Here is a 15,555-nt window from a genome sequence, read left to right on the forward strand (position 1 = left end):
GTATGGGGTGCAAGAGGAACCCGGGTCTTGCTCTTCCGCCTGGCAAACTGGTCTCCTGGAAGGATGGTGATAGACTGCACGCAAGACCAATGAACCATTCGGGGCCGTGCCAATGATGGCTGAGTCGGGCCAGCGTCCCGTTTACACCTGCTCGGAATGGGAGATCGATCTTGCCAGGCGCGAATTGCGCGCGCAGGGTGAGGTCGTTCCTCTGGGCGGGCGCGCCTTTGAGATCCTTGCGGAATTGGTTCGGGCCGAAGGCGATCTGGTCACCAAGAACGATTTGGCCGAGCGTGTCTGGCGGGGCGTTTTTGTCGAGGAGAGCGCACTTCGGGTGCACATCGCCGCGATTCGAAGAGCCTTTCGCGCGGACCGCGACATGCTCGCAACCGACGTCGGACGCGGATATCGCCTGCTGGGGTCATGGCAGATCCGCCAGACGGATGCGCCGCTACAATCTTCAGCATCCCAACAATTGCGCTCGACCAACATTCCGAATGCATCGTTCGATCTAATCGGTCGGGCCACCGCCATCGCACATCTATGGGAGCTTCTTTCGGCCTATCGGGTCGTGACCCTCGTCGGGCCTGGCGGCATCGGCAAGACGGCGCTTGCATTGGAAGCCGCCAGAACGGCGCCGCCCGGTTTTGCTGCGGATCGGCTGCTGGTCGAGCTTGCCTCGCTGCCCGATCCCAAGCTGGTTTGCTCGGCCGTCGCCAGCGTGCTCGGAATCAAGCTCGAAGGCGAGGACATCTCGCCGGGGGCAGTCGCACGCACGGTCGGCGCGCGGCAGCTGTTGCTCGTCCTCGACAATTGCGAGCATGTCGTCGATGCGGTGGCTCAACTGGCCGACGCGATCGTCAGCCGCTGTCCCGGGACCACCATCGTTGCGACCAGCCGCGAAGCGCTGCGCATCGACGGCGAGCACGTCTATCGCGTTCCTCCTCTGGACGTGCCGCCCGAATCCCGGGTCGGATGCGGCGGCGCATCTGCTTACACCGCCGTGGAATTGTTCATGACGAGGGCGAGGGCGCTCGGTTCGAATTTTGCGCCGGATGAGGAAAATCTCGGAGCCGTTGCCTCCATTTGCCGGCGGCTCGACGGAATTCCGCTCGCGATCGAGTTCGCGGCGGCGCGCGCGGTGATGTTGAGTCCAGCGAAGATTGCCGTGCTTCTGGACGACAGGTTCAAATTCCTGACGACCGGCCGACGGACGGCGCTACCCAGGCAGCAAACCCTTCGCGCGACGCTCGACTGGAGCTACGACCTGCTGCCGGAGATGGAGGCGCGCATCCTGCGGCAGCTCGGCGTCTTCGCCGGAGAGTTTTCGCTCGAAGCCGCGATCGTGGTGGCCGGCGAGGGCATCGGTGAGCTTACGGGTCGGCTGGCCAATCTGGTGGCCAAGTCGCTCGTTCTTGCCGACATCGGCGGTGATCACCCTCACTATCGGCTGCTGGATACCACGCGCGCTTACGCATTGGACAAGCTGCGCGCTTGCGGAGAGCTTGCCGGCGCGGCTCGCCGTCTCGCTCAATATTATTGCGGCTTCCTTGCGCGAGCTGAAGCCGATAGCGAAACCCAGCCGCAGGCGGAGGGGCTCAAGTTTTATTGTCGCCATATCGACAGCGTGCGATCGGGCCTCGATTGGGCCTTCTCGCCCGAGGGCGACGCGCAGATCGGAGTGGCGCTGACCGCGGCGGCGATCCCGCTATGGGTGCAATTGTCTCTGCTTGCGGAATGCCGCGAGCGGACCGAGCTGGCGCTGGCCCATCTCGACGACAGCGCGGTGAATGCGCGGCAGCTGCGCATGCAATTGTCGGCTGCGCGCGCCTGGTCGCTGATGTATGGCATTGGAAGGGCCCGGGAAGCAGGTCCTGCCTGGGTCGAAACTCTTGGGCTCGCCGAGCAGCTCGGCGACAATGATTATCTGCTGCGATCGCTCTGGGGCCTTTGTATCGATCAGTTCAACAATGGCGAGTTTCGCAAGGCACTCGGTCTTGCGCGCCGTTTTGCGGATGTCGTGGCCGGATCGAGCAATTCGGTCGATCGGATGATGGCAGAACGGCTCCTCGCCACGACCATGCATTATCTCGGCGATCAGCGGCTGGCGCACCGTCACATCGACCGGGCCTTGGCCCGTCTTTCCGACCTGACGGCAAAGCCGCAGGTCATCCGTTTCCGGTTCGACCCGCGCGCCTCGGCACATTACTTCCAGGCGCGCATCCTCTGGCTGCTCGGCTTCGCGGATCAGGCGCTGCGCGTGGTCGATCGCAATGTCGAGGAAGGTCGCACGAACGGTCATGCCCTGACGTTTTGCAGCGTGCTCGGACAGGGCGCCTGCCCGATCGCCTTTCTCGCCGGTGATCTCGTCCTGGCGGAGCGCTATTGCACGATGCTGATCGAGCATACCGAACGTCACCCGATCCGGCTGTGGAGCGTCTGGGCACGCGCCTTTAGGGGCATGGTGGTGGCGCGCGGTGGCGACCTCGAGGCCGGCCTGTCCTTGCTACGCAAGGCGCTCGGCCTGGCGGGCGAGGCGCGATTTCTGCCACGCTTTCTGCTTCTCCTCGGGGAGCTAGCAACATGTCTCGGAAAAGCCGGCGAGATTTCGCAAGGACTTGCGACCGTCGACGAGGCGCTGGCGCGATGCGAAGCACGTGACGAACGCTGGTATGTGGCGGAGCTCTGGCGCATCAAGGGCGAATTGCTGCTGCACGCCGGCGCGCATTATTCCGCGGCAGCCGCCGAGCAGGCCTTTGTCCAGGCGTCGGAGGTGGCGGGCGGTCAGGGAGCGCTATTCTGGGAGCTGCGAACGGCGATCAGTCTGGCACGATTGCGGATGAGCCAGAGCCGGCCGGCCGACGCGCGGGATATTCTCGAGCCCGTGTACGGCAAGTTCACCGAGGGTTTCGAGATCGCCGATCTGCGCCGCGCGAGGACATTGATGGCGCAGCTGGCGACCCAGTAGCTCGGGCGTCCTCACCAAGAGCCCGCTCATGCGCCGCAAGCCTGTCCGATCGGTAGAAGCGCAGCTCAGTGAGCAGATCCGAGGCTGTCTTGAGACTGCGCGTGCCAAACCCCTCGGTGAAACGGCCATACACGGGTGCAAGAAGTTCTTCTGCGTCTCGGTAGCGGCCTTGGCGCTGCCGTAGCCGCGCAAGCACGGTTGCCGTGCGCAGTTCGTAACCGAGCGCGCCTTGTCGGCGCGCCAATTCGAGCGATTGCGCGAGACTCTGCTCCGCCTGCAACATGTCGGGCGTGGCCTTGCGGATCAGCGCCTCCGCTTTCACCCGCAGCATGTCGGGCATCTCCATCAGGAAGCCGCAACGCCGTGCCTGGGCGATGGCTTGGTTGATCGTGTCCAGCGCGGCCTCGCCGTGATTTGCCGCCACCAGGGCCGCAGCAAGCGGCACGCTCAAGCCTGCGACCGCACCGAAACGGCGGTTCTGCAGCTTCTCGACCGAGCCCTTCAGCATCGCGAGACCCGGACCGGTCGTCCCGCGCGTCAGCAGCGCAATTCCTTTCATGGCTTCCGCCACGATCTCGAGCGTGGCGAGCTTGTGCGTACGGCTCTCGGCCAGAAGCCTGTCGATGGAAGCTTCGTAACTTTCCAGCTCCTCATTCCAATAGAACACGTCGAACGCCCAGAGCAGCGCCCGGCAAAGCATGGTGGGGTGGTCCATGGTGAGCGCGTCGGAAACAGTCTTTCGCGCGATTTCCACGGCTCGGTCGGGATATCCCTGGAGCCATAGAATACGGGCCAAAGTGATCGGTGCGCGGCCGGGATAGTCGAGCGTCGGCTCGCCACCGACGTCCTTCGTCGCGCCGGAACGCGACATCGCGGCCTCGATGTACGCACGGGAGGCGGCAAGTTCGCCGAGATAGTGACAGGAGATGCCAAGCGCCAAGTGCATGCGGGAAAGGGCACCGGGATCACCGCTCTCCAGTGCGATGCTCTCGCCTCTTCTGGCCGTCTTCAAGGCGTCGGCGAATTTCCCGGTGAGCAGTTGGAGCAGATGCAGCCGATCGATCAGCCGGACCTGGCCGGAAAGGTCGCCGATCTTCTCTGCCAGCGCAAGCGCGCGGTTGAGGCAGATCATGGCCATATCGTCGAACTGCCCGGTGAGTGTCCGGGCCGATCCGAGGGCGGCGTAGAGTGCAAGGCTGCGCCTCGCGCTTTCGGCAGTTTCATCGAGCGCCTCAATGGCGCGCGCGGCCCAGTGCTCGCATTCGGCCAGGAGCGACAGTTTGAAGAACAGGGGAATAGCTGCCGCCGTGAGCGCCACCCCGATGCCACGCTCTCCTCGATCCGAGAAGCACCACGCCAGAGCGCTTCGTACGTTACCGAACTGATCGGTTGCGGCCGGGAAGCCGTCTCTCGCGGCGCCATCAGTGTTCTCGAGCAGGGCGAGAAAGTAGGCGGCATGGCGCCGCGCCATCTCATCGGCATCGGTTTGGGCGGCGAGCCTCTCCTGCGCGTAGGCCCGGGTGGCGTCCAGGAGCCGATAACGGGGCGATTGCCGGTCGACGCTCGACGCAAGCATCGACTTGGCGACGAGGCTGTCGATGATGGCCAGGATGGCGTCATCGTCCTTTGCGGTCGCGGCGATCGCCCGCACGGCGTCCAAGCTGAAGCTGCCGACGAACACGGACAGCCGGTCGAGAACCTCGCGCTCCGCTTCGGAAAGGAGATTGTAGCTCCACTCGATGGTTGCACGCAGCGTGCGGTGGCGGGGCAGGGCGGTCCGCCGCCCCTCCCAGAGCAGATTGAAGTGCTCGTCGAGGAGCCGGACCATGGCGCGGGCGCCATATGCGCCGACATGGCCGGCGGTGAGCTCGATTGCAAGCGGAATGCCATCGAGCCGGCGACAGAGATTGCCGACATCCCAAGCGTTCGCATCCGTCAGCGCGAACTCGCTCCCTCCGGACGTCGCACGCTCGACGAAGAGTTCGACGGCGGGATAGGCGAGCGCACTTGCAGCGGTCAGACTGGCCTTCTCCGGAGGACTTGCCAGTGGCAGAAGGCGGTGGGCATGTTCGCCCTCGACACGCAACAGCTCCCGGCTGGTGGCGAGAATGTGCAACTCTGGCGCCTCCTGGAAGAGTTTCTCGGCCAGCGCAGCCGCCGCGTCGATGACATGCTCGCAGCAATCCAGAATGAGCAGCATGCGCCTTCCGCGCAGGAGAGCCGCAAGTCCTGCCGAGGGATCGGTCGATCGTGCCGGCAGCCCGAGTGAAGCCGCAGCGACGGCCGGTACAAGCGCGGCATCGCAAGTCTCGCCGAGACTAACGAAGTGGACCTGGCCTGCAAACTCGGCGAGCAGGGCATAGCCGACCGAAATGACCGCGGTCGTCTTGCCGATGCCGCCCGGGCCGACGACGGTGACGAAACGCTGACCTATCAGTCGTTCGGATATCTCCCGGATAGTTTGCTCGCGCCCCACCATCTGTCGGGGATGTGCCGGCAGGTTGTGGACGTAAGGGGGACTGGACGACTCCGGCTGTGCCTGGTCGGTCCTGGAAATTGACGCGACGAAGCAATAGCCTTGGCCGGAGACGGTGGTCAGATATCGGACCCCGGCGTTGCCGTCTCCGAGCGCCTTGCGAAGCGCTGCGATGTGAACACGCAGGCTGTTCTCGTCGGCGCTGGAATCGGGCCACGCACTGGCCATCAGATCGCTTTTGCTGACGACCGTTCCTGCGCGCCGGATCAGCGTGAGCAGGATGTCGAAGGCCCGAGCCGACAGTTGGACCCGCTCGCCATTCCTCTCGATCCGCCGCTGCTCGGCGTCGAGGCGAAACGGGCCGAAGACGAAAATCTCCCGAGCAGCCCCCTCTTGGACAGAGGAGCCGGCAGTGGCCATGCGATTTATGCTTTGCCAGCGGGAGGCCATTCTAGGGATTTCAACCCGACAAACGACTCGCATTCCAGAACTTGGGAGTCCACCAGGACTTATGGACGTCGTGGCAGGTTCGAAACTGCCATCGGGGTCATATCGAGGTAAAGAATGGCCGCCATACGGCGCATGTCACGTTCGCCTCTGGCGCTTTCGCACTTTCAGCCTTTGATGCGGCGATATGTCACTGAACGGCGTCCGGTCCTAGCCGATGATCACCGGCGAGAGCACGTCCTCCAGCCCGATCCGGCGCAGCATTTCGGCGCGCGCGCGGTCGGCGACCGCATCGACGGCCGCCGCACCATCGTCATCTGGTCCGATATGGACCCTCAACGGCCGCTGTCCGAACGGCATGCTCACGACGTCGGCGACGGCCTTCGCGACGTCTTGCTCGGCACGGTCTCTGGGCGAAAGCTGCGCCAATCCTGCGAGCGCGGTCTCGGTCAGATCGGCGGTCGGTCCGTCGGCATATTCCTCGGCGCGAACGGTGTCCGTCGGCCGGCCGGAGCGGACGTAGTGGCCGGGCCCGAGAGCGCTGGGGACGACGATACTCGTCTCGATCCCCCATCGCGCGAGTTCGCCGGCATAGCCGAGCGCGAGCGCATCCATCGCCGCCTTCGACGACGCATAGGCACCGAGGAAAGGCACCGACCCGCCACGTGCGCAACTCGACGTGATCCATATCAGCAGGCCTTGGCCTTGCTTGCGCAATTGCGGCAATGCCGCCCGATTGAGGCGTTGCGCGCTCAGCACGTTGATATCGTAGAGTTCGGCGAGTTGCTCCGGCGTGAAGGCTTCCGTCGGCCCATAGAGGACCTGTCTCGCATTGTGCACGATCACGTCGAGGCGATCGTGCTCGGCGACGATGGCTTCGATGGCCGCGTTCACGGAGGCTTCCGAGGAGACATCGAACTCGATGGCGCGAAGCTCAGCGGCCTTTCCGGCCTTGCCGAGGCCATGTGCGCTTTGGTCGCCCGCTTCCCGCATCGAGACGTAGACCGTGTGTCCCGCCTGCGCCAGTTCTTCGCAGGTGTTTCGTCCGGTATTGTTTGCGGCTCCCGTGACGACGATCACTTTGCTCATTGAATCCCCAATCGCATTCCAGCCTTCGCGAAGATTCACAGCACAGCCGCGACGCGACCGTCGTCAGGCGAGCGTCGCGACCGATGCGCGAAGAACATCTGACTTAGGGCCAGGCGCGGGGCCGGTCTTTCGCGCGTTACGGGCAATTTTCATAAAGCACGAAATACTTCCAGAACGCCCGAACGAGGGTGGAGGGTGTCCTGCTCGACTGCGCCAGCAGAACCAGACGTGCCTTCGCGAAATTGGCGTTGAGTTTGAGAAGATCGGGGCCGCAGCACACAGCTAGAACACCTTCTCGTTACTCGACAATGCGGCGGTGCCGCTCCGATCGCCCCGGGGCGGTTTGCGGCTCGCAAGGAGACTGAATGATTCTGCCAGGCAAACTACCGCGGTCGAGCCTCGGACCGCTCGTTTTGATTGCGGCGATCGTGGGCGGTGGCGCAGTGGCGTTCGCGTACACTGCAGGATGGCTCTCTCCCGGACGCCTGACGCCGGAACGGATGATCGAGGCGCTGACGCCCCCAAGTGGACCGCCGCTTGGCCGCCGCCGAAATCACGCCAAGGGGATCTGCTTCACCGGCACGTTCGAGGCCAACGGAAACGGCGTGGAACTCTCCCGGGCCAAGGTCTTCGTGCAAGGGCGATATCCGGCTCTGGGCCGTTTCAATCTCGGCACGCCCAATCCGAACGCGGTGGATGCGACCGTGCGCGTGCGCGGCCTCGGTCTTCAGGTCACGGCAGATGGCGACGTCTGGCGGATGGCGATGATCAACCCGCCATTTTTCGCGGTCTCGACGCCCCAAGCGTTTCACGACCTGCTGATCGCGTCTGGCAAGAAGGATCCGGACGCGATGAAGACGTTCATTCAGGCAAATCCGGAGTTCGGCCATTTTGCAGCCTGGGCCAAGACGGCGCCATGGACCGGCAGCTATGCGGAAGAGGCTTATCATGGCCTCAACAGCTTCATTTTCACGGACGCGAAGGGCGGCGATCACGCGGTGCGATGGTCGCTGCTGCCCGCGGCACAACCCGTTGCGATTTCGCAAGCCGACCTCGAAAACCGCGGTCCGGATTATCTCGAGCAGGAGATCGCGGAGCGGGTCCGGACAGCCGGTCCGCTGCGGTGGACCATGGTCACGATTGTCGCCGATCCCGGTGATCCGACAGCAGACCCGAGCAAAGCCTGGCCGGAGACCCGCCGCAAGGTGGAGGTCGGAACGCTGATCGTGCAACGGATCGAACCGGAGCGCGATGGACCATGCCGCGACATCAACTTCGATCCGACCGTCCTGCCCGAGGGAATCCGGGTGTCCGACGATCCGTTCCCGGCCGCGCGCTCATCGGTGTACCGCAAGTCCTTCGATCTGCGTGCCGCCGAGGCCAAGGACTATCCGCGCACGGGAGCCGCAAAGCCATGACCGACGTTCCTCACCGTTTCACGCTGGCCCAGCGGCTCCTGCACTGGCTGATGGCGGCCTGCATTCTCGCTATGCTCTTCATCGGCGCCGGCATGGTCTCGACGGTCGCGCCAAAATATCTGCCGCTGATCCTGATCCACAAGACGCTCGGCGTCATCTTGCTGGCTCTCGTTCTGATCAGGCTGGCGCTCCGGCTGTATTACGGCGCACCATCATTGCCGGATGATCTTCCGAGAGCCATGAAATTGGGTGCAAGATCGTCGCATCTTCTGCTGTATGGGTTCATGATCATCATGCCGTTGCTCGGCCTCGGCATGCTCTGGGCAGCGTCCTACCCGGTCGTTCTCTATGGCGACGTCGAAATTCCTGCGCTGCTGCCGCAGAGCGACCGCGGGCACACGCTGCTCTCGAACGCCCATGTCTATCTGGGCTTCGCATTCTTCGCTCTCGTCTTGCTGCATCTCGCGGCGGGGCTGTTCCACGCATGGGTCCGGCGCGACGGCGTGTTCGCAACGATATCGCTCGTACGCTTGCGCGACAGAACGACGGCCGGCGAATGATCCGTCGGGCCTCGTCGCGAGACTAGAATTTCCAACCTCTAAGCAAGGATACCGACCATGACCAAAGCCGATCTCCAGACACCGACCGATCTCGGTGCCAATGCGAACCGGGACGTTCCAGCCGCGCTGAGAGCGCTGCTCGCCGACGTGTTCGCTCTCTACCTGAAGACCAAGAACTTCCACTGGCACGTATCCGGCAGCCACTTCCGCGACTACCACCTGATGCTCGACGAGCAGGCCGAGCAGATCTTCGCGATGACCGACGAGATCGCCGAACGCGCCCGCAAGATCGGCGGCACCACGCTACGCTCGATCGGCCACATCGCCCGCGAGCAGCGCATTCTCGACAACGACGCCGACTATGTCGATCCGCAGGACATGCTCGCCGAGCTGCGCAGCGACAACCAGCAGCTGACGCGGGAGATGCGCCGGGTTCACGAGCTCTGCGACGAATACGCCGACGTCGCCACCGCAAGCCTGCTTGAAAACTGGATCGACGAGACGGAGCGGCGAATCTGGTTCCTGTACGAGACCGGCCGCACCGGTCCGAAGTCGTAAGCGCAAGATATGCCGTTCGGCCGGGAAGCGGGTGAAGGATGAACAGCCTCTCGGAACTCCCGCCGGATGGCAGCACGAAGGCGGAGCGCCTGTTGCTGCGCGAGCTCGCGTCTCGGATCGATGACGAGCTCGCTTCGGCGATCGACCTGGTTTCGAAAGCCACCGATCGTTGCGACGCTGCGGACGCGAGGATAACCCTCGCTTCCGTGCGGGACAGGCTGGCAAACCACGCGCGGCTTCACCACGCGCTGCAAATGCCCGAGTTCACCACGATCGTCGATCTGGCGGCCTATCTCCGGCTCTTGTGCCGGTCGATCAGCCGCGCGAGCCTGGAAAGCGAGGGAATCGCGCTTTCGCTTCTGTTGCACCCGCAGAAGGTGAACTCCGAGCAGTGCTGGCTGCTGGGCGTGATCGTCTTCGAGCTCATCACGGGTCTTGCGCGCTGCCTGTCCCGCAGCGGCACGGGTATAATTCATCTCGAAATGTGGGGGACCGCGACGTCGATCGTCTGCTGTATGACCGACGGCGGCACGTCCGGCGAAGACTGGTACCGCGGAGAAACCCGCGATCTCGTCGAGATGCTCGCCGCGCGTCTCCAGGGAACGATCGACATCTGCGCCGATTCCGATGGCCGCAGAATCATGGTGAGCGTTCCGCGTTAGCCTGGACGTTATCGGTACCAACGGCGTTTCCAATCGTGCAGATGAAACAATATCGCGGCGTCTTCGAAAGATGGCGAGCGGAGGCTCCCGATAGGCTTGATCCGATTCATGACCGGCGACCGAAAAGAGGGGCAAGCCATGAGAGATGTGTCGAATGCGAAGGCCTCGCCACGAAGGACCATCCATGCGATCACCACGTCCCGTTGCGCTGCCCAGCCGGCGACAGTGTGAGCCATGATGACGGGTTCGACGTTCACCCGGCATCGGGAGATTGCCTGGCGCGGCGGTCAAACGCGGTCGACCTCGCGCCTGATCGCCGAAGAGATCGCGATTGCGCTCACCTATAACGGATCGACCCATGCGGTAATGATGGGCACTCCGAGCGATCTCGAGGATTTCGGCATCGGCTTCAGCCTCACCGAGGCCATCGTCGAGCGCATGAGCGAGATCAGCAGCATCGAGCTGGTCCCGAACGAGCTGGGTGTCGAGGTTCGGATGTGGCTCGAGGGCGACCGCGCGGCGTCCCTGGCGGCCCGGCGCCGCGCCATTAGCGGACCCGTCGGATGCGGGTTGTGCGGCATCGAGAGCCTCGAACAGGCGTGCCGCGCACCGTCGCAGGTCGCCGGCCGCAGCACCGCCTTTCACGCACGGGACTTGCTCGGCGCCATGCAGGCGCTGTCGCCGCTCCAGGTCCTGAACCAGCAGACGCGGTCCGTCCATGCGGCCGCATTCTGGCATCCCCGCATCGGCATCGGTCCTGTACGGGAGGATGTCGGCCGTCACAACGCGCTCGACAAGCTCGCGGGTGCGATGGCCCGCGAGGGACGATCGGCGGAGGATGGCGTCGTGCTGCTGACCAGTCGCGTATCGGTCGAGATGGTACAGAAGGCGGCGATGATCGGCGCACCGGTCCTCGTGGCCATGTCTGCTCCGACTGCACTCGCCATCCGGACCGCGGAGGAGGCGGGAATCACCCTGCTCGCGATCGCCCGCGATGACGGATACGGCGTATTCACGCACACCCGCCGCGTTCTGCTGCCCGAAGACGCCGCACCGCGCGCTGACGCCTGACCTTACGGCTGCGCGACATGGCGATGCACGCCTTATCTCCAGGGTCCGCCACCGAGATGCGGACCGGCGTCGATGCTCCCGAGCGATCGCTGCTCGTCGCCTGTCTCCTGACCCTATCAGGTGGCTTTCTCGACGTCTTTACCTGGCTTTCGCTCGGCGGCGTGTTTGCAAGCTCGCAAACCGGCAATGTCGCCTTCCTCGGCATCGACGCCATGTCAGGACAGTGGCGGCAGGCGGTCCACCATCTCCTTCCGATCGTCGCGTTTCTGCTCGGTGCCTCGCTGGCGATTCGCATCCGGTCGCCGCTACGCTGCCTCGTCGGAGAGATCGTCTGCCTTACGGTCGTGATGCTGCTGCTCCATCGAATCCCGGAGATGATCGCCATACCCGCGATCTCCTTCGGCATAGCGCTGCGGTCGGCCAGTTTCAGGCAGGTCGAGCGCTGGCAATTTCTCACCGTCACCGTCACGGGCAACATGCTCCGCGCCATCGACCAATCCGTTGCGGGGTCAGATCGTGACGCCGCGCGCGGCACCTGGATCATGTTTCTGCTCTGCCTGATGTTCTTGACGGGAGCTGCCCTCGGCTGTTGCGCAACGAAGTGGATGGGCGCGTGGGCCATTGCGCTGCCGATCACATCGTCGGCGTGCGTGCTCTGGCTGTGCCGCCGGCTGCGCCGAAGCTGAGCTGTTCGCTCAAGATCATCGGCGCGCAATGCGAGTTCGTGCGCTGAGCCTCGAAGCGTCCACCATGCCATTCGAGAAAAGGGCGTTCGTTCACGGAAGCAGGCGAGCGGCGCGCTCCGTAGTCTCCTGAGCAGAGCCGGAAGGCCATTCCAACGTCAATTGCAACGAGAGGCAAGGATGAACGACCTCCGCAAAGAGACAGACAGTCTTGGTGAAGTCGAAGTTCCCGCGGACAGGCTCTGGGGTGCGCAGACGCAGCGTTCGCTGGAGCATTTCAGCATCGGCAAGGACCTGATGCCGCGCGAAATGATCCAGTCCTATGCGATCCTGAAGAAAGCAGCGGCGAATGCCAATTGCACCGGCGGCCGTCTCGACGGCAAGCTCCACAAGCTGATCGTCCAAGTCTGCGACGAGATTCTCTCGGGCCAGCATCACGACATGTTTCCGCTTCACGTCTGGATGACGGGCAGCGGAACTCAGTTCAACATGAACGTGAACGAGGTGATCTCGAACCGCTGTTGCCAGCTTGCCGGCAGGCCGCTCGGGAGCAAGCGTCCCGTTCATCCGAACGATCACGTCAACATGTCGCAATCGTCGAACGACAGTTTTCCGTCGGCAATGTACATCGCGGCTGCCGTGAACGTGACCCGGCGTCTCGTGCCGGCCGTCGCGGCGTTGCATGACGCGATCGCGACGAAATCGAGCCAGTGGGGCGATATCGTCAAGATCGGCCGGACCCACATGCAGGATGCGACGCCGCTGACTTTGGGACAAGAATGGTCCGGTTATGCCGGCATGCTCGCTGACGATCTGGCGCGCATCGACGACGCGCTCAAGGGCGTACTCCGCCTCGCGCTCGGCGGCACGGCGGTCGGCACCGGAATCAACTCGGCACCGGGCTTCGCCGAAGCCGCTGCTGCCGAGATCGCGCGGCTGACAGAGCTGCCATTCGTCAGCGCGCCGAACAAGTTCGCCGTGCAGGGCGCACATGATGCGTTGGTGCAACTCTCCGGCACGCTTCGTACACTCGCCGGATCGCTCTACAAGATCGCCAACGACATCCGCCTGATGTCCTGCGGTCCACGCGCGGGTTTTGCCGAGCTGCTGATACCGGAGAACGAGCCCGGCTCCTCGATCATGCCAGGCAAAGTCAATCCGACGCAGGCCGAAGCGCTGACGATGATCGCCGTGCAGGTGATGGCGAACGACGTTGCTGTCGGGTTCGGCGGTGCCGGCGGCTATCTCGAGATGAATGTCTACAAGCCACTGATCATCCACAACATCACGCAGTCCGTCACCATCCTCACCGACGGCTGCACGAACTTCCGCAAGTTCCTGGTCGAAGGAACCGAGCCGAATTGCAAGAGGATCAAGGAGTATGTCGAGAGGTCGCTGATGCTCGTGACCGCGCTGGCTCCGGTGATCGGCTACGACAAGGCGTCGAGGATCGCGCATTACGCCATGGACAACGATCTCACGCTGAAGTCGGCGGCGCTCGAGCTCGGTTTCGTAACCGAGGCGGAGTTCGACCGCATCGTGGATCCCGCCAAGATGGTCAAACCCTATGTGGCCGCGATCGAGGCGCCACACGCAATCGGCGCAAAGGCCGGCTGAAAGGAGAGAAACGATGATCCGTTGTGTACGTCTATGGACCGGAGGGGACGGCAATTCGCATTTCGAGGAAGGCGTCATCGAGCTCGCGCCCGGCCAGCGCGGTGACTTTCTCACCGACAAGGTCGATGCCGTCAGCGTGTCCTTTCAGGAAACCGAGTCGGGCGGCGCGTTTTCCTGGCACACCGCGCCGATCCGCCAGCTGGTGATTACGCTGAGCGGAACGCTCGATTTCCAGACGCGTGGTGGACATCACTTCCTGATCCATCCCGGCAACATCCTGCTGGCCGAGGACACCGCGGGGTCGGGGCACAGCTGGAAACTGACGGACGATTCGTCCTGGCGCCGCGCCTATGTGGTGCTGCGACCGGGAGCCGAGGTGCCGTTCCGCGCAAAGGCGCGGCAATCGGCGCGGGCCTGATCGAGCAAGCCCAACAGCAACATCCAACGAAGAGAAAAAGCCATGCAAGCGACTTCCGACCGCGAAACCGACGTCGTGCTCATCGGCGCAGGCATCATGAGCTCCACACTCGGCGTCCTGCTCAAGGAGCTGGAGCCGTCTCTTACGATTCAGATGCTCGAAGTGCTCGACGATTGCGCGCTGGAAAGTTCGGACTCTTGGAATAATGCCGGCACCGGGCACGCTGCAAATTGCGAGATGAACTACACGCCGGAACGACCCGACGGCACCATCGACATCTCCAAGGCGCTGCAGGTTAACGTCGAATTCGACCTGTCGCGGCAGTTCTGGTCCTACCTGATCGAGAAGGGCGCGATCTCCGATCCCCGGGCCTTCATCCATCCGGTGCCGCATATGAGCTTCGTGCATGGCGCGGAGAATGTCGCGTTCCTGCGGAAGCGCTTCGCGGCGATGTCGGCCCATCATTGCTACGAGGGCATGGAGCACACCGAGGACCCCCGGCAGATCGCCGAATGGGCGCCGCTGGTGATGGACGGCCGGAGCGGCGACGAGCCGGTTGCCGCAACGCGCATCGTTTCCGGTACCGACGTCGATTACGGAGCGCTGACGCATCTGCTGGTTAGTCATCTCGTCAGCCAGCCCGGCTGCGCCGTGCATTACAAGAGCTGCGTCACCAATCTCGTCCGCGAGCAGGGTGGCCGCTGGCGGGTCGAGGTGCGCGACACCGAAAGCGGCGAGACGCGGTCGGTCCGTACGAGGTTCGTCTTCATCGGCGCCGGCGGCGGTGCGCTGCCGCTGCTGGAGAAAACAGGCATCGCGGAGGGGCGCGGCTATGGCGGATTCCCCGTCAGCGGGATCTGGCTGCGCTGCGACGATCCTGATATCAACGAGCGTCACCACGCCAAGGTCTACGGCAAGGCCGCGGTCGGCTCGCCGCCGATGTCGGTGCCGCATCTCGACACGCGCGTGATCGGCGGACAGCGCTCGCTGTTGTTCGGGCCCTATGCCGGCTTCTCAAGCAAGTTTCTCAAGCACGGCTCGCTGCTGGATCTGTTCGAGTCCATCCGTCCTGCCAACGTCAAGCCGTTGCTCTCGGTGGCGCGCGACAATTTCGATCTCACGGAGTATCTGGTCGGACAGGTGTTGCAGTCCGAGAGCCACCGTCTTGCGGCGCTCGATGAATATTTTCCGAAGGCCGACCCGAAGGACTGGCGGCTGCAGGTCGCCGGCCAGCGCGTCCAGATCATCAAGCCCGACGTCAAGCGGGGCGGACTGCTCGAATTCGGCACCGAGCTCGTCGGCGCCGAGGATCACTCGCTGGTGGCCCTGCTCGGGGCCTCGCCGGGCGCTTCCACCGCCGCGTTCATCGCAATCAGCGTGCTGGAGAAGTGCTTTGCCGGGGAGCTGACCGCAAGCGCCTGGCTGCCGAAGCTGAAAAAGATCATCCCGTCCTACGGCGTGTCGCTGATCGACAATGCGGATTTCTGCCGCCAGATCCGCTCGGCGACAGCGGCAGTGCTCGAGATCGCCGACATCCAGCATCCGGCCGCACGCACGCCGGCGGCCGCGCAACGAGCGTGAGAGAGAG

12 protein-coding genes are annotated in these 15,555 nt (G+C 63.9%); 10 read left to right on the top strand and 2 right to left on the bottom strand.

The features are described from left to right. The first annotated feature begins 112 nt into the window (after nucleotides 1-112). Entirely contained in the window at nucleotides 113-2,968 is a 2,856-nt protein-coding gene (locus BCCGELA001_RS08465; RefSeq protein ID WP_060735051.1) for an ATP-binding protein, read from the top strand. Here the strand turns inward: BCCGELA001_RS08465 and BCCGELA001_RS08470 are convergent. Together BCCGELA001_RS08470 and BCCGELA001_RS08475 are read right to left on the bottom strand one after the other, a co-directional pair. Next, complete coding sequence (locus BCCGELA001_RS08470; protein WP_063921095.1) at nucleotides 2,898-5,864, bottom strand: ATP-binding protein; 2,967 nt, start codon at nucleotides 5,862-5,864, stop codon at nucleotides 2,898-2,900. The two genes, BCCGELA001_RS08465 and BCCGELA001_RS08470, sit on opposite strands and share 71 nt — an antisense overlap. Before the next feature lie 237 nt (nucleotides 5,865-6,101). After that, nucleotides 6,102-6,980: an SDR family NAD(P)-dependent oxidoreductase gene (locus BCCGELA001_RS08475; protein ID WP_060735052.1), complete on the bottom strand. Its 879-nt coding sequence runs from the start codon at nucleotides 6,978-6,980 to the stop codon at nucleotides 6,102-6,104. Nucleotides 6,981-7,345: 365 nt separating this feature from the next. Between BCCGELA001_RS08475 and BCCGELA001_RS08480 the strand changes: the two genes are divergently transcribed. The 9 genes from BCCGELA001_RS08480 to mqo all read left to right on the top strand — a co-directional run bounded on the left by BCCGELA001_RS08480 (nucleotide 7,346) and on the right by mqo (nucleotide 15,548). Further along, nucleotides 7,346-8,398: a catalase family peroxidase gene (locus tag BCCGELA001_RS08480; protein ID WP_060735053.1), complete on the top strand. Its 1,053-nt coding sequence runs from the start codon at nucleotides 7,346-7,348 to the stop codon at nucleotides 8,396-8,398. Beyond that, nucleotides 8,395-8,958: a cytochrome b gene (locus BCCGELA001_RS08485; protein ID WP_008560654.1), complete on the top strand. Its 564-nt coding sequence runs from the start codon at nucleotides 8,395-8,397 to the stop codon at nucleotides 8,956-8,958. The genes BCCGELA001_RS08480 and BCCGELA001_RS08485 overlap by 4 nt, the downstream gene beginning before the upstream one ends. Before the next feature lie 57 nt (nucleotides 8,959-9,015). Continuing rightward, nucleotides 9,016-9,516 (top strand): Dps family protein, encoded by a 501-nt coding sequence (locus BCCGELA001_RS08490; protein WP_008560653.1) that lies wholly within the window; start codon nucleotides 9,016-9,018, stop codon nucleotides 9,514-9,516. 38 nt (nucleotides 9,517-9,554) lie between these two features. Then, entirely contained in the window at nucleotides 9,555-10,178 is a 624-nt protein-coding gene (locus BCCGELA001_RS08495) for a sensor histidine kinase (protein WP_060735054.1), read from the top strand. 234 nt (nucleotides 10,179-10,412) lie between these two features. Beyond that, nucleotides 10,413-11,249 carry a formate dehydrogenase accessory sulfurtransferase FdhD gene (gene fdhD, locus BCCGELA001_RS08505; RefSeq protein ID WP_060735055.1) on the top strand — a complete coding sequence of 279 codons (837 nt, stop codon included), beginning with the start codon at nucleotides 10,413-10,415 and terminating at the stop codon, nucleotides 11,247-11,249. 23 nt (nucleotides 11,250-11,272) lie between these two features. Further along, entirely contained in the window at nucleotides 11,273-11,935 is a 663-nt protein-coding gene (locus BCCGELA001_RS08510) for a YoaK family protein (RefSeq protein WP_236840833.1), read from the top strand. A 177-nt stretch (nucleotides 11,936-12,112) separates the two neighbouring features. Then, nucleotides 12,113-13,549 (top strand): class II fumarate hydratase, encoded by a 1,437-nt coding sequence (gene fumC, locus BCCGELA001_RS08515; protein WP_008560638.1) that lies wholly within the window; start codon nucleotides 12,113-12,115, stop codon nucleotides 13,547-13,549. A 13-nt stretch (nucleotides 13,550-13,562) separates the two neighbouring features. Continuing rightward, nucleotides 13,563-13,967, top strand: a complete 405-nt coding sequence (locus BCCGELA001_RS08520) for a hypothetical protein (protein ID WP_008560636.1) — start codon at nucleotides 13,563-13,565, stop codon at nucleotides 13,965-13,967. A 42-nt stretch (nucleotides 13,968-14,009) separates the two neighbouring features. Further along, nucleotides 14,010-15,548: a malate dehydrogenase (quinone) gene (gene mqo / locus BCCGELA001_RS08525; RefSeq protein WP_060735057.1), complete on the top strand. Its 1,539-nt coding sequence runs from the start codon at nucleotides 14,010-14,012 to the stop codon at nucleotides 15,546-15,548. The last annotated feature ends 7 nt before the right edge of the window (nucleotides 15,549-15,555 follow it).

This window comes from Bradyrhizobium sp. CCGE-LA001 (assembly GCF_000296215.2).
Classification (GTDB): domain Bacteria; phylum Pseudomonadota; class Alphaproteobacteria; order Rhizobiales; family Xanthobacteraceae; genus Bradyrhizobium.

Excerpts from the sequence above, each read along its gene's own strand:
- BCCGELA001_RS08465 (WP_060735051.1), top strand. The coding sequence starts at position 113 with ATGATGGCTGAGTCGGGCCAGCGTCCCGTTTACACCTGCTCGGAATGG.
- BCCGELA001_RS08475 (WP_060735052.1), bottom strand. The coding sequence starts at position 6,980 with ATGAGCAAAGTGATCGTCGTCACGGGAGCCGCAAACAATACCGGACGA.
- BCCGELA001_RS08480 (WP_060735053.1), top strand. The coding sequence starts at position 7,346 with ATGATTCTGCCAGGCAAACTACCGCGGTCGAGCCTCGGACCGCTCGTT.
- mqo (WP_060735057.1), top strand. The coding sequence starts at position 14,010 with ATGCAAGCGACTTCCGACCGCGAAACCGACGTCGTGCTCATCGGCGCA.
- BCCGELA001_RS08490 (WP_008560653.1), top strand. The coding sequence starts at position 9,016 with ATGACCAAAGCCGATCTCCAGACACCGACCGATCTCGGTGCCAATGCG.
- BCCGELA001_RS08510 (WP_236840833.1), top strand. The coding sequence starts at position 11,273 with ATGCACGCCTTATCTCCAGGGTCCGCCACCGAGATGCGGACCGGCGTC.
- BCCGELA001_RS08470 (WP_063921095.1), bottom strand. The coding sequence starts at position 5,864 with ATGGCCACTGCCGGCTCCTCTGTCCAAGAGGGGGCTGCTCGGGAGATT.
- BCCGELA001_RS08520 (WP_008560636.1), top strand. The coding sequence starts at position 13,563 with ATGATCCGTTGTGTACGTCTATGGACCGGAGGGGACGGCAATTCGCAT.
- BCCGELA001_RS08495 (WP_060735054.1), top strand. The coding sequence starts at position 9,555 with ATGAACAGCCTCTCGGAACTCCCGCCGGATGGCAGCACGAAGGCGGAG.
- BCCGELA001_RS08485 (WP_008560654.1), top strand. The coding sequence starts at position 8,395 with ATGACCGACGTTCCTCACCGTTTCACGCTGGCCCAGCGGCTCCTGCAC.
- fumC (WP_008560638.1), top strand. The coding sequence starts at position 12,113 with ATGAACGACCTCCGCAAAGAGACAGACAGTCTTGGTGAAGTCGAAGTT.
- fdhD (WP_060735055.1), top strand. The coding sequence starts at position 10,413 with ATGATGACGGGTTCGACGTTCACCCGGCATCGGGAGATTGCCTGGCGC.